We start from the raw sequence: 13834 nt of genomic DNA, 5'->3' as shown, positions 1-13834 counted from the left end.
GGCGCCGTCGAGGGCGGCCAGGTTCAGACGCACCTGGTCGGCTCCGGCGACCAACGGTGCCCACAGCGCACTCTGGCCGACCAGTTTCCGGAAGTCCCAAGCGGCCTGCTGACCCTGAACGGGCGGCAGGCACCTCCGACGGGTTGCCGTGAAGCGCCGTGCCCGGGCTCACCGGGGGATTCTCAGGCGGCTCTCAGACGGGGGGCCTACGGTGCGCGGCATGGACACCACCACCAAGACCGATACCGCCGGGGCCTCCGACCCGGTGGAGCAGGAGACCGCGAAGACGGCGGGCGCGCCCGAGGGCGCCGCCGGGGTCACGGCCGAGAAGGACGCACCGGAGGACTCGGCCGAGCCGGCGGAGCCGGAGCAGCTGGAAGAGCCGGAGGAGCTCGAAGACCTGGAGGAGCCGGAGGACCGGCCCACCGGGGCGGCCGCCGCCGCGGCGGCCGTGGCGGGCGCCGGACTGGGTGTCGTCGCCCTCACCGGCAGCTGGGTCTCCCGGGTCCTCGCCGAACGCCAGACCCTGATCGGCCAGATCGAATCGGTCAACGCCGCCGACACCGAAGCCAAGATCAACGCCCTCTACGGCGACGCCTGGCACCTGACCGCCCTGGTCAACGGCGGCTTCTCGGCCCTCGCCCTGGTCATCGGCCTGCTGGTGCTGGCCGCCCCCGCGTTCGGCGCCCCCGGCCGAGCCAACCCCACCTGGGTCCGCGCCGTGTCCTGGGCCGCCATCGCCCTCGGCACCCTCGGCATCCTGCTCTTCGGCCTCATGTACTTCGACGTCCTCACCCCCCTGCCCAAGGCCGGATAGGACCGCCTTACCCCCGCCGGCCGCCGGCACGGCACCGCCTTAGGCGGGCCGGGCCGCCCCCGGTGCCGGACCTAAGGACCCCCGGCCCGTACGGATGCGGCATGCGCCCGATGTGCCGGCACCCCCTGGGAAGCGAATCTTGAAGCACACCGAACGAGGTGCGAGAGACCACGACCCGGGAGAACCGCATGTTCACGAACGAGATCGCCGCCAGCCGCCGTGCCGAACTCATCCGGCAGGCCGAGGACTACCGCCAGGCCCGGCAGGCCAGGCCGGCCCGCCGCTGGTTCTCCCGTAACCAGGAGACCGATCGGACGGTGAGTCAGGACCGGGACCGGTTCGCCCCCGCCGCGTGACCCGCCCCGGGTGAGGGGCGGCGCGTGATGAGGAGCGCACCGATATCGACTGCCGCCGGACCGGACGTCTGTGCGATGCTCGGCGGCGTGGAGACCAGATCTGTCAGCCCGGTGTTCGTCGGCCGCGCCGACGAACTGGCCGTACTCACCGACGCGCTCGGCCGGGCCGCCGCCCAGGAGCCGCAGGCCCTCCTGATAGCCGGGGAGGCCGGGGTCGGCAAGACCCGGCTCACCGAGGAGTTCCTCGGCGAGGCCGGCCGGCGGGGCGCCGTGGTCGCCGTCGGCGGATGTGTCGAGATAGGGGCGGAGGGACTTCCCTTCGCCCCCTTCTCCACGGCCCTGCGCGGTCTGCGCCGCATCCTCCCCGAGGAACTCGCCGCTGCGGCCGCCGGCCAGGAGGACGAACTCGCCCGGATCCTCCCCGAACTCGGCGACACCCTCCGCGGCCCGCACGACGAGGAGAGCACCCACCGGCTCTTCGAACTGACCGCCCGGCTGCTGGAACGGCTCGCCGCCGACCGCACCGTGGTCCTCGTCCTCGAAGACCTGCACTGGGCCGACACCTCCACCCGGCACCTGCTGGCCTACCTGCTGCGCACCCTCACCCGCGGCCGGCTCGTCGTCCTCGCCACCTACCGCGCCGACGACGTCCACCGCCGCCACCCGCTGCGCCCCCTGCTGGCCGAACTGGAACGGCTGCGCACCGTCCAGCGCGTCGAACTCTCCCGCTTCAACCGGGCCGAGGTCCGCCGCCAGCTCGCCGGGATCCTCGCCTCCCAGCCCGAGGAGACCCTGGTCGACACCGTCTTCGACCGCTCCGACGGCAACGCCTTCTTCGTCGAGGAACTCGTCGCCTCCATGGAGAGCGGCTGCCGCACCGGCCTCACCGAATCCCTCCGCGACCTGCTGCTGGTCCGCGTCGAGGTGCTGCCCGAGGCCGCCCAGCAGGTCGTACGGATCGTCGCCGAAGGCGGCTCCACCGTCGAGTACCCGCTGCTGCTCGCCGTCGCCCGGCTCTCCGAGGACGCCCTGATCGAGGCCCTCCGGGCCGCCGTGGGCGCCAACATCCTCCTCGCCACCCCGGACGGCGACGGCTACCGCTTCCGGCACTCCCTGGTCCGCGAGGCGGTCAGCGACGACCTGCTGCCCGGCGAACGCTCCCGGGTCAACCGCCGCTACGCCGAAGCCCTCGAAGCGGACGGCGGCCTGGTCCGCGCCGAGGAACGCAGCATCCGCCTCGCCAGCTTCTGGTACTACGCCAACGACCCCGCCAAGGCCCTGCCCGCCGCCCTGGAGGCCTCGGTCGCCGCCCGCCGCCGGCACGCCTACTCCGAGCAGCTGCGACTGCTGGAACGCGCCGTCGACCTGTGGGACAGCGCCCCCGAGGAGGTCCGCCGGGGGCTGCGGCCCGCCGACTACACCGAGGTGTACCCGCCCTGCGGCTGCGACCCGGCGACCACCCCCCTGCAACGCCTCGACCTGCTCGCCGAGGCCACCGTCGCGGCCCGGTTCGGCGGGGAACGCGAACGCGCCCTGAAGATCACCAAGATCGCGCTGGGGATGTTGGAGGACGCCTCCGAGGACAACGACCTGCTGCGCGCGGCGTGGTTCTGGACCGAGCGCTCCGGGCTGATGGCCGGACTCGCCCGCGGTGACGGCTGGAAGGAACTGGGCATCGCCCAGGAACTCGTCCGCGGGCTGCCGCCGTCCCAGGTGCACGCCGAGGTACTGGTCAAGGCCGCCGGCTGGGGCATGCTCCACAACCCCGGCCCCGACAACCTGGCCGCCGCCCAGCGCGCCGCCGAGTACGCGCGGATGGTGGGCGCCGAGGACATCGAGCTCAACGCCCGGATCACCGTCGGGAGTCTGCTCACCGACTCCGGCGACCCGGCCTCCGGGCTCGCCGAGATGGACGCGGTCCGCGTCCGCGCCACCGAACTCGGACTGACCAGCCTGGCCGGCCGCGCCCACATCAACCTCACCTCCCAGCTGGAGGCCATGGGCCGCTCCCGGGAAGCGGTGGAACTGGCCGAGCGGGGGGTGGAACTGGTCGCCGCGGCCCGGCTGCTGGACAGCGAGGCCTGGGTGCGCGGGAACCTCGCCGAGAGCCTCTACAGCCTCGGCCGCTGGGACGAGGCGGCCGAGGCCGCCCTGCGCACCCTGACCACCGGACAGGTCGCCGGCCCGCGCGGCTCGGCCTCCGCCCGGCTGGCCTGTCTGGCCCTGGCCCGCGGCGAGCTGACCGAGGCCGCCGCCCAGCTCTCCGCCGCCCACCGGCACTTCGGCACCCATGACGCCCAGCCCCAGCACCGGATCCCGCTCTACCGGCTGGCCGTCGGCGTCGCCGCGGGGGAGGGCCGGATCGCCGAGGTCCGGACCGAGTTCGCGGACGCCTGCGAGTTCGGCTTCCCGCTCGGCCAGCACCGCTACGCCTGGCCGCTGCTGCTGGCCGCCGCCACCGCCGAGGCGGACGCCCGCGGCCTCCCCTCCGCTGCCGCCGGCCGCGAGGCCGCCCTCGCCCTGATCCGCTCCGCCGCCCGCGGCCTGGCCACCCCGGTGCCCGTGTGGACCGCGCACGCCGAGTACGTCCGCGCCGAACTGCTGCGCGCCGAGGGCCGCGACACGGTGGCCGACTGGACCGCGGTCGAGGAGTGGGCCCGCCCGCTGGAACGCCCCTATCTGCTGGCCCGGGCCCGCCACCGGCTCGGCGAAGCCCTGCTGGCCTCCGGCGGCGACCGGGAGCCGGCCGCCCGGGTGCTGAGGGCCGCCGCCCGGGAGGCCGAACGCCTGGGCGCCCGCCGGCTCCGCGAGGACCTGGCCCTGCTCGGCCAGCGCGCCCGGATCGCCCTCGACGCCGGTCCGGAGCCGGAACCGCCCTGCCCGGACACCGACCCGGTCGAGGCCCTGGGGCTGACCAGCCGGGAACGGGACGTGCTGGAGCGGGTCGCGGCCGGGCTGAGCAACCGCCAGATCGCCGAGGAGCTGTTCATCTCCCCGAAGACGGCCAGCGTGCACGTCTCCAACATCCTGGCCAAGCTGGGCGTCGCCGGCCGCGGCGAGGCCGCCGCGCTGGCCCACCGCCTCCGCCTCTTCGCCCCCGCCCCGTCCGCCTGACGGCCCGTCCTGAGAATCTCCGGCAATGGCCGGAATCCTCCTTGTCAGTTTGGTAAGGCTTACCTAACCTTTGGCTCGACTCGTGCCGGACCTCCGCTCGGGTTCCGCATGAGCTTCGGACTCGTCCCCACCGAAGGAGCCCCCACTCATGAACCGAACCATCACCAACGCCCAGCCCTACGCGCTGGGCCTGTTCCGGATGGTCGTCGGCCTGCTCTTCGCCTGCCACGGCGCCGCCTCCCTCTTCGGCGTCCTCGGCGGGGCGCACGGCGGCGGCACCATAGACCTCGGCACCTGGCCCGGCTGGTACGCCGCCGTGATCCAGCTGGTCGCGGGCACCCTGGTACTGCTGGGCGCGGGCACCCGCTCCGCCGCGCTCGTGGCCTCCGGATCGATGGCCTACGCCTACTTCTCCGTGCACCAGTCGGACGCGCTGTGGCCGCTGCAGAACGGCGGCGAGCCCTCCGCCATGTTCTGCTGGGCCTTCCTGCTGCTGGTCTTCACCGGCCCCGGCGCCTTCGCCGCCGACGCGGTCTTCCGCGGCCGAGCCCAGGACCGCCAGGACCGCCAGGACGGACCGGACCGGCCGGACTCCGCCGCCGGCCGGCCGGAGGCCGTGACCGCCCCGGTCGCCTGACCCCCGGGCCCCGGAGCCCGGGTCAGCGCACCGTCAAGCGCAGGATCCGGTCGTCCCCCGGCTCCGGGGAGCCCCGTCTGTCGGTCTCGCTGGTGACCAGCAGCAGCTTGTCCCCACCCAGCGGCAGCACCGTCCGCAGCCGCCCGTACTTCCCGGTCAGGAACGCCTCCGGAGCGGCCACCGGCACCTCCCCGGAGAGCGGGATCCGCCACAGCCGCTCGCCCTTGAGCCCGGCCATCCACACCGAGCCCGCCGCCCAGGCGATCCCGCTGGGGGAGGCCTCCTCGGTCTTCCACTGGGCCACCGGATCCCGGAACCCGGGCTTGCCGGCCTTCCCCTCGGCCTCCGGCCAGCCGTAGTTCCCGCCCGCCTCGATCAGATTCAGCTCGTCCCAGGTGTTCTGGCCGAACTCGGCCGCCCACAGCCGCCGGTCCGCGTCCCAGGCCAGCCCCTGCACATTGCGGTGCCCGCTGGAATACACCACCGAGTCCGCCTCCGGATTGCCGTGCACCGGCTCGCCGTCCGGGGTCATCCGCAGGATCTTCCCGCCCAGCGACTTCGGGTCCTGCGCGAGCCCGGGATCGCCGGCCTCCCCGGTCCCCGCGTACAGCATCCGGTCCGGGCCGAAGGCGATCCGCCCGCCGTTGTGCACGAACCCCTTCGGGATGCCCCGGAACACCGTGTCCGGGGCGCCCAGCTGCTGCCCCGCCGGCCGCCGCTCGTCATAGCGCAGCCGGGCGATCCTGTTGTCCGACTCGGTGGTGAAGTACGCGTACACCATCAGGTCCTCGGCGAAGGACGGGGACAGCGCCAGCCCGAGCAGCCCGCCCTCGCCGCCCGGGGCCACCCCCGGCACCTCGCCGACCACGGAGGCGGCGCCGGTGTCCGCCGACACCCGGCTGATCGTCCCCTTGTCGCGCGAGGCCACCAGCAGGTCACCGTCGGGCAGCACCGCCACCCCCCAGGGGGACTCCAGGCCCTTGGCCAGCTCGCCGGTCACGGTCACCGAGCCCTTGGCCGGCGGCCCCGGCCGCGCCCCGGAGGCCGAGGCCCCGGGAGTCGCCGGCGGGCCGCCCGAGGCCGCGCCGGAGGGCGCCCCGGTGGCCGGCCCGGAGCTCTTGCCCACGGGTGGCAGCCGGTCCGTGGGCCCGCCGGCCGGCCCGCCCGAGCAGCCCGCCAGCAGCGCCGCGCACCCGGCCAGCGCCACCGCCGCCACCGCACCGCGCCGAGCCCCGCCCGGCCCCCGCCGCACCCCCGCGCCCCCGCCTCCGTCCCGTCCCACTGCCGGGTCCCGCCCCGCCGCGTCCCGCCCCGCCGCGTCCCGCCCCGCCCCGTCCAGCCCCGACCCGTCCCGCATGGCCTCGCTCCCTTCCCGCTGTCGCCTCCGCGTCCCGCCCGTCACCCCCTTCAACAGCCCCGCGACCGCCCGAAGTTCCGCTCCTCGTACACCCGATCGAGTGGCTTTGCGGGGCCGCGATCCAGGGAAGGGGAACGCTCTCAGTTCCAGGCTCCCACCGCCACCGGCAGTGCCGCGAGCTCCGCCAGATCCGCCGCCGTCAGCAGCACCTCGGCCGCCCGCGCGTTCTCCGCCGCCCACTCCGGCCGCCCGGTCCCCGGCACCGGCACCACCTGCGGCCCCTGCGCCAGCACCCAGGCCAGCGCCACCTGCGCCGGGGTCACCCCCGGACCGTGCCGCCCGGCCACCCGCCGCAGCGCCGCCACCAGCACCTGGTTCGCCGCCATCGCCTCCGCCGTGAACCGCGGGTGCCGGGCCCGCGCGTCCGCCGCCTCGAAGCCCTGCCCCGGGGTCAGCGTCCCGGTCAGGAACCCGCTGCCCAGCGGCATCGCCGCCAGCAGCCCCACCCCCCGCGCCGTACACCAGGGCAGCAGCCGCCAGAGCGCCTCCGGCGACCACAGCGACAGCTCCGCCTGCACCGCGCTCACCGGGAACACCTGCTGCATCCGCTCCAGCCACCCCACCGTCACCGCGTACGAACGGTCCCCGCGCCGCCCCGCCCCCGGCCCCGCGCCCGCCCCCACCGCGCAGAACCCCAGCGCCCGCACCTTGCCCGCCGCCACCAGCTCCGCCATCGCCCCCCAGGTCTCCTCCACCGGGACCTCGGGATCCACCCGGTGCAGCTGGTACAGGTCGATCACCTCGGTCCGCAGCCGCCGCAGCGAGGCGTCACAGGCCCGGCGTATGTACCCCGGACGCCCGTTGGCCACCACGTGCCGGTCGCCGCTCTGCAGCCCCGCCTTGGTGGACACGAACGCCTCCGCCCGCCGCTCCCGCAGCACCCGGCCCAGCAGCAGCTCGTTGGTGAACGGCCCGTACACGTCGGCCGTGTCCAGCAGGTTCGCCCCCAGGTCCAGCGCCGCCCGCACCGCGGCCACCGACCGCGCGCCGTCCCGCCCCGAAGGCCGGTACGCCCAGCTCATCGGCATGCAGCCGAGCCCGATGGCGCCCACCGTCAGCGCCGACGCCCCGATCGACCTGCGCTCCACGCCCGGGTCCCCCTCCCTTTGCCGCACCCCAAACTAACGGCTTGATCATCCGGGCTTCGCATAGCCTCCTGATCATGTCTCCCACCACCTCAGAGGTCTGGCTGCCGTTCCCCGCGGAGCAGGTCGACGGCCTCCCCGAAGCCTTCGTCTACCGCCACTGGGACGGCGAGGACGCCTTCCCCGCCGACCCCGCCGACTGCGTCTTCTACGTCACCCCCTACATGAAGTCCGCCGCCGTCAGCGTCCGCCCGCTGCCCCTGATGCCGCGGCTGCGGATCGTCCAGACCCTCACCGCCGGCATCGACCACATCCTCGGTGGCCTCGACGCCCTGCCGCCCGGCGTACGGCTCTGCAACGCCCGCGGGGTCCACGAGGCCAGCACCGCCGAACTCGCCCTCACCCTCACCCTGTCCTCGCTCCGCGGCATCCCCGGCATGGTCCGCGGCCAGGACCGCGAGGAATGGCACGGCGGCTTCTACCCGGCGCTCGCCGACAAGTCCGTGCTGATCGTCGGCTACGGCTCCATCGGCGCCGCCATCGAGGACCGCCTCGCCCCCTTCGAATGCGCTCGGATCACCCGGGTCGCCCGCTCCGCCCGGGAGGCCGCCCACGGCCCCGTGCACGCCCTCGCCGACCTGCCCGAGCTGCTCCCCGAAGCCGACGTGGTGATCCTCTCCACCCCGCTCACCGAGCAGACCCGCGGGCTGGCCGGAGCCGGGTTCCTGGCCCGGATGAAGGACGGCGCCCTGCTGGTGAACGTGGCCCGCGGACCGGTCGTCGACACCAAGTCCCTTCTGGCGGAACTGGATTCGGGCCGGCTGCGGGCGGCGCTGGACGTCACCGACCCGGAACCGCTGCCGCCCGGCCACCCCCTCTGGCACGCCCCGAACCTCCTCATCACACCCCATGTGGGCGGCAGCAGCTCGGCGTTCGAGCCGCGGGCCAAGCGGCTGCTGGCCCGCCAGCTCCGCCGGTTCGCCGCCGGGGAGACGGTGGAGAACACCGTGCTGACCACCGGCTGACCCCGGCCCGGCGCACGCTCCGTGTCGGTCCGGACGCGTACCGTAGGCACAACTCCCCTGGTGGTGACGCTGCGTAGAGCGAACCTGTCCCTGAGTGACGAAAGTGGTGTATCGTCCGGACCAAGGGGCTGCGCCGCGAACGTCCGGCGCCGGGGAGTGATCGGACAGCTTGGGGGGCGACGGGCGATGCACGGCCAATGGACGAAGGAACCGACGCGGCGGAGCCGCCGGAGGCGGCCCTCGGGCACGCCGCAGCCGACCGACCCGACCGACCCGACCGCCGGACCGGGGGCGAAGGCCCCCCAGGGGAACCGGTGAGCACCCCCGGGGCGCCGCCGACCCGCCCGGAGCCCCCCGGCGCCGGGAAGGGAGTGGCCGCCCAGGTGCTGCTGGCGGTGGTCAGCGGGGCCTACGCCACCGGTGCCACCCTCGGCTGGGGATCCAGGGAACTCGCCCTCTTCATGGGCGACTTCGGTCTCAGCGCCGCCGCCCTGCTGGCCGCCGTCTCCTGCTACCGCTACGCACGCACCGACGGCAGCCGGGAGCGCCCCGCCTGGCTGCTGTTCGCCTTCTCCTCCCTGATGGGCGCCGTCGGCAACGGCGTCTGGGGCTGGTACGAGGTGGTCCTCCGGCAGCCGGTGCCCAGCCCCTCCGTCGCCGACTTCGCCTTCCTCTGCTTCGCCCCGCCCGCCATCGTCGGCCTGCTGGTGCTGGCCAACCGGCCGGTCAACCGGGCCGGCTGGGTCTGCCTGGCCCTCGACTCCTGGCTCATCGGCGGCTCCCTGCTCACCCTCTCCTGGAGCCTGGCCCTGGCGCACGCCGCGCAGACCGCCCAGTCCGGGGCCCCCGGCAGCGTCCCGCGCGCCGCCCTCTCGCTGGCCTATCCGCTGCTGGACATCGCCCTGGTCTCGATGGTCCTGGTGCTGCACTTCCGCCGCAGCACCGGCAACCGCTCCGCCGTGAACACCGCCATCGCCGCCCTCGCCCTGACCGTGCTCTGCGACGCCCTCTTCACCTCCCCGCTGTTCCGGCAGAACTACCAGTCCGGGCAGCTCCTCGACGCCGGCTGGTTCGCCGGCTCCCTGCTGCTGGCGTACGCCCCCTGGGGCGCCCGGCACGCCCGCCCGGCCGCGCACCCCGCCGGGCATCCGGCGGCGCACCCCGCCGCCCGCCCGGCCGAGGACCCCGCCGGACCGGGCGGAGCCCCCGGCCGCCCCGCCCCCCGCCCGGTCAGCCGCCCGATCACCGGATCGCTGCCCGCCCTCACCCCGTACCTGGCGGCCGCCGTCTGCACCCTGGGGATCCTCTACAACGTGCTGGACGGCCGGAAGGTCGACCGGGTGGTGGTCTTCACCGGCTGCACCGTGATCCTCGCCCTCGTGGTCCGCCAGGGCATCATGCTGCTCGACAACATCGCCCTCACCCAGGAACTGGCCCAGAAGGAGAACCACTTCCGCTCCCTGGTCCAGGGCTCCAGCGACGTCATCATGATCGCCGCCCCCACCGGCACCCTGCGGTACGTCAGCCCCGCCGCCGCCGGGGTCTACGGCCGGGAGGCCGAGGAGCTCATCGGCACCCGGCTCTCCGAGCTGATCCACCCCGAGGACCTCGGCCGGGTGATCCACGAGGTCCGCCGCTTCCTCGCCGCCCCGCCCGCCGAGGAGCCCACCACCCGCATCGAGTGCCGCTTCGCCTCCGGCCGCGGCGAATGGCTCAACGTGGAGTCCACCGTCAACCGGCACCACGGCGGCCTGATCCTCAACAGCCGGGACGTCACCGAACGGGTCCGGCTCCAGGCCCAGCTCCAGCACAGCGCCGAACACGACCCGCTGACCGACCTGCCCAACCGGGCCCTGTTCACCCGCCGGGTCCGCCAGGCCCTCGCCGGCCGCCGCGCCGGCGACCACTCCAGCGCCGTGCTCTTCATCGACCTGGACGGCTTCAAGGCCGTCAACGACACCATCGGCCACCAGGCCGGGGACGAGCTCCTCGTCGAGGCCGCCCGCCGGCTCCAGGACGCCGTCCGCTCCGGGGACACCGCAGCCCGGCTCGGCGGCGACGAGTTCGCCGCCCTGATCATCGGCGACGGCGCCCGCGACCGCAGCGCCCGCGAGTACCAGGTCCACGAGATCGCCGAACGGCTGCGCGCCACCCTCTCCCAGCCCTACCGGATCGCCGGCAGCGAGGTCCGGGTCGCCGCCAGCATCGGCGTGGCCTTCGCCGACCCCGGCATCACCCCCTCGGACCTGATGCGCAACGCGGACCTCGCCATGTACCGCGCCAAGGCCGGCGGCAAGGACCGGGTCGAGCTCTACGCCCCCCAGATGCAGGCCGAGGTGGTCCGCAAGGCCGAGCTGGCCGGCCGGCTCCGCACCGCGCTCCACGAGGGCGAGTTCGCCCTGCTCCACCAGCCGGTGGTCTGCCTGGCCACCGGCGGGGTCACCGCGGTGGCCGCCCAGGCCCGCTGGCGCTCCGCCCAGGGCATCCTCTTCACCCCCGCCGAGTTCCTGCGGGTGGCCGAGTCCCAGCCCGCCGACAGCGGCCCGGACGCCTCCCGCACCGCCGAGCTGGGCCGCTGGCTGCTGGAGGAGGCCGTCCGCCAGGCCGCCGAGCGCCACCGGTCCGGACACGACATCCCGGTCTCCGTCCGGATGGGCGCCCGCCGGCTGCTCGACCGGTCCGTGCCCCCCGCCACCGTGGAGGCCCTGCTGGGCCGGCACGGCCTCCCCTCCGGCGCCCTGGTGCTGGAGCTGGCCGACAGCGACCCCAGGGTCCCCTTCGAGGAGCTGGAGCGCCGTCTGGCGGCCCTCCGCCGGCTCGGGGTCCGGATCGCCCTGGACGGCTTCGGCAGCGGGTACGCGGCCATCAGCGCCCTCCGCAGGCTCCCGGTGGACATCCTCAAGCTGGACCGCGGCCTGGTCGAGGGAGTCGTGGAGTCCCCCCGACTGCACAAGATCACCGCCGGTCTGTTGCGCATCGCAAACGATCTGGGCATGCAGTCGGTGGCCGAGGGGGTGGACCTCCCCGAGCAGCTCCTGGCCCTGCGCGCCATGGGCTGCACCCATGGCCAGGGGGCGGCCTTTTCCGGACCTCTGGACGAATACCGGCTGCGCCGCGCGCTCGTCAGGAGTACGTTTCCAGTACCGGGCGGCGCAGCCCAGCCTGCCTTGGCCGGACCCTCGCCGGCAGGGTCTTTGGTCACCCAGAGGGGCTCACATAATGAGACGCCCGTCCCACCCACTTGACACCGACCTCCCGCCGGAGGGAGGGTCAGTGCCATGCGCACCCGAATTCTCGTACTTGGAAAGCGCGTCGGCTGAAGCTGGGACCAGCATGTCCCCGCTCCACGCACCCGACGCGCTCCCCTCGCTTGCCTCCCGGCACGAGGGGTTTTTTGTTGCACTGGCACACGGCGCAGGCCGTGCACGAGCCGAACCAGTCGTTCACCCCGTACAACCCTCAGCTTCGAGAAGAGAATGCCGATGACCGAGCAGGCCTCCGGGGCCCACCATCCGCAGCCGCGGGCCCGTTCCGGCGGACAGCACACCGCCGCCGTTGAGCACATGACGGGTGCGCAGTCCCTCATCCGATCTCTCGAAGAGGTGGGGTGCGACACCGTCTTCGGCATTCCGGGCGGCTGCATCCTCCCCGCGTACGACCCGATGATGGATTCCAAGAAGGTCCGTCACATCCTGGTCCGCCACGAGCAGGGGGCCGGCCACGCCGCCACCGGCTACGCGCAGGCCACCGGCAAGGTCGGCGTCTGCATGGCGACCTCCGGACCCGGCGCCACCAACCTGGTCACCCCGATCGCCGACGCCCACATGGACTCCGTCCCGCTGGTCGCGATCACCGGCCAGGTCTCCTCCAAGGCGATCGGCACCGACGCCTTCCAGGAGGCGGACATCGTCGGCATCACCATGCCGATCACCAAGCACAACTTCCTGGTCACCAAGGCCGAGGACATCGCCAAGACCATCGCCGAGGCCTTCCACATCGCCTCCACCGGCCGCCCCGGCCCGGTCCTGGTCGACATCGCCAAGGACGCCCTCCAGGCGAAGACCGCCTTCTCCTGGCCGCCCACCCAGGACCTCCCCGGCTACCGGCCGGTCACCAAGCCGCACGCCAAGCAGATCCGCGAGGCCGCCCGCATGATCGCCGCCGCCAGGCGGCCGGTCCTGTACGTCGGCGGCGGCGTGATGAAGGCCGGCGCCACCGCCGAGCTGAAGGTCCTCGCCGAGCTCACCGGCGTCCCCGTGGTCACCACGCTGATGGCCCTGGGCTCGATCCCCGACAGCCACCCGCAGAACGTCGGCATGCCCGGCATGCACGGAGCCGTCACCGCCGTCACCGCGCTCCAGAAGTCGGACCTGCTGATCGCCCTGGGCACCCGCTTCGACGACCGGGTCACCGGCAAGCTGGACAGCTTCGCCCCCTTCGCCAAGGTCATCCACGCGGACATCGACCCGGCCGAGATCGGCAAGAACCGGGCCGTGGACGTCCCGATCGTCGGCGACGCCCGCGAGGTCATCGCCGATCTGATCCAGGCCGTCCAGGCCGAGATCACCGAGGGGAACACCGGCGACTACACCGCCTGGTGGAAGGACCTCAACCGCTGGCGCGACACCTACCCGCTGGGCTACGACCTGCCCGAGGACGGCAGCCTCTCCCCGCAGCAGGTCATCGAGCGGATCGGCAAGCTCGCCCCGCAGGGCACCATCTACGCGGCCGGCGTCGGCCAGCACCAGATGTGGGCCTCGCACTTCGTGGACTACGAGGAGCCCCGCACCTGGCTGAACTCCGGCGGCGCCGGAACCATGGGCTACGCGGTGCCCGCCGCCATGGGCGCCAAGGTCGGCATGCCCGAGCGGACGGTCTGGGCGATCGACGGCGACGGCTGCTTCCAGATGACCAACCAGGAACTCGCCACCTGCGCCCTGAACAACATCCCGATCAAGGTCGCGATCATCAACAACGGCGCGCTGGGCATGGTCCGCCAGTGGCAGACCCTGTTCTACAACCAGCGGTACTCCAACACCGTCCTGCACGGCGAGGAGACCGGCCACGACACGGTCGGCTCCCAGGTCGGCGAGTCCGCCGCCCCCCGCATGGGCACCCGGGTCCCCGACTTCGTCAAGCTGTCCGAGGCCATGGGCTGCGTCGCGCTGCGCTGCGAGGACCCGGCCGACCTGGACAAGGTCATCGCCGAGGCCAACGCGATCAACGACCGCCCGGTCGTGGTCGACTTCATCGTCCACGAGGACGCCATGGTGTGGCCGATGGTCGCCGCCGGCACCTCCAACGACGAGGTCATGGCAGCCCGGGGCGTCCGTCCCGACTTCGGCGACGGCGAAGACGACTGAGCCGCGAGAGCCTGAGAGAG

At 74.0% G+C, this 13834-nt stretch carries 9 protein-coding genes; 7 read left to right on the top strand and 2 right to left on the bottom strand.

Translation table 11 applies throughout. The features are described 5' to 3' along the window. The first annotated feature begins 220 nt into the window (after positions 1-220). From ACZ50K_RS07265 to ACZ50K_RS07250, 4 genes are all read left to right on the top strand, one after another. Positions 221-817: a hypothetical protein gene (locus ACZ50K_RS07265; protein WP_468898606.1), complete on the top strand. Its 597-nt coding sequence runs from the start codon at positions 221-223 to the stop codon at positions 815-817. 188 nt (positions 818-1005) lie between these two features. Then, positions 1006-1173, top strand: coding sequence for a hypothetical protein (locus tag ACZ50K_RS07260; protein WP_468898604.1), 168 nt, complete (start codon positions 1006-1008; stop codon positions 1171-1173). A 75-nt stretch (positions 1174-1248) separates the two neighbouring features. After that, entirely contained in the window at positions 1249-4287 is a 3039-nt protein-coding gene (locus ACZ50K_RS07255) for a helix-turn-helix transcriptional regulator (RefSeq protein WP_468899852.1), read from the top strand. Positions 4288-4435: 148 nt separating this feature from the next. After that, positions 4436-4924 carry a DoxX family protein gene (locus ACZ50K_RS07250; RefSeq protein ID WP_468898602.1) on the top strand — a complete coding sequence of 163 codons (489 nt, stop codon included), beginning with the start codon at positions 4436-4438 and terminating at the stop codon, positions 4922-4924. 22 nt (positions 4925-4946) lie between these two features. On the opposite strand, the gene ACZ50K_RS07245 is transcribed toward ACZ50K_RS07250, so the two are convergent. Together ACZ50K_RS07245 and ACZ50K_RS07240 are read right to left on the bottom strand one after the other, a co-directional pair. After that, positions 4947-6140, bottom strand: coding sequence for a PQQ-dependent sugar dehydrogenase (locus tag ACZ50K_RS07245; RefSeq protein ID WP_468899850.1), 1194 nt, complete (start codon positions 6138-6140; stop codon positions 4947-4949). A 281-nt stretch (positions 6141-6421) separates the two neighbouring features. Then, positions 6422-7429: an aldo/keto reductase gene (locus tag ACZ50K_RS07240; RefSeq protein ID WP_468898600.1), complete on the bottom strand. Its 1008-nt coding sequence runs from the start codon at positions 7427-7429 to the stop codon at positions 6422-6424. 74 nt (positions 7430-7503) lie between these two features. Between ACZ50K_RS07240 and ACZ50K_RS07235 the strand changes: the two genes are divergently transcribed. From ACZ50K_RS07235 to ACZ50K_RS07225, 3 genes are all read left to right on the top strand, one after another. Then, complete coding sequence (locus ACZ50K_RS07235) at positions 7504-8451, top strand: 2-hydroxyacid dehydrogenase (protein ID WP_468898598.1); 948 nt, start codon at positions 7504-7506, stop codon at positions 8449-8451. Positions 8452-8765: 314 nt separating this feature from the next. Beyond that, the gene (locus ACZ50K_RS07230) at positions 8766-11696 is read left to right on the top strand and encodes a putative bifunctional diguanylate cyclase/phosphodiesterase (RefSeq protein WP_468898595.1); all 2931 of its coding nucleotides are present in this window, start codon (positions 8766-8768) and stop codon (positions 11694-11696) included. A 231-nt stretch (positions 11697-11927) separates the two neighbouring features. Beyond that, complete coding sequence (locus ACZ50K_RS07225) at positions 11928-13814, top strand: acetolactate synthase large subunit (protein WP_468898592.1); 1887 nt, start codon at positions 11928-11930, stop codon at positions 13812-13814. Positions 13815-13834 lie beyond the last annotated feature (20 nt).

The sequence above is a fragment of the Streptomyces sp. NPDC033845 genome, assembly GCF_055576225.1.
The sequence above is the reverse complement of the archived record's forward strand: the minus strand, read 5'-3'. Positions and strand labels throughout refer to the sequence as shown.

Coding starts and splice junctions, on each gene's coding strand:
- ACZ50K_RS07260 (WP_468898604.1), top strand. CDS start 1,006: ATGTTCACGAACGAGATCGCCGCCAGCCGCCGTGCCGAACTCATCCGG.
- ACZ50K_RS07265 (WP_468898606.1), top strand. CDS start 221: ATGGACACCACCACCAAGACCGATACCGCCGGGGCCTCCGACCCGGTG.
- ACZ50K_RS07235 (WP_468898598.1), top strand. CDS start 7,504: ATGTCTCCCACCACCTCAGAGGTCTGGCTGCCGTTCCCCGCGGAGCAG.
- ACZ50K_RS07255 (WP_468899852.1), top strand. CDS start 1,249: ATGCTCGGCGGCGTGGAGACCAGATCTGTCAGCCCGGTGTTCGTCGGC.
- ACZ50K_RS07225 (WP_468898592.1), top strand. CDS start 11,928: ATGCCGATGACCGAGCAGGCCTCCGGGGCCCACCATCCGCAGCCGCGG.
- ACZ50K_RS07250 (WP_468898602.1), top strand. CDS start 4,436: ATGAACCGAACCATCACCAACGCCCAGCCCTACGCGCTGGGCCTGTTC.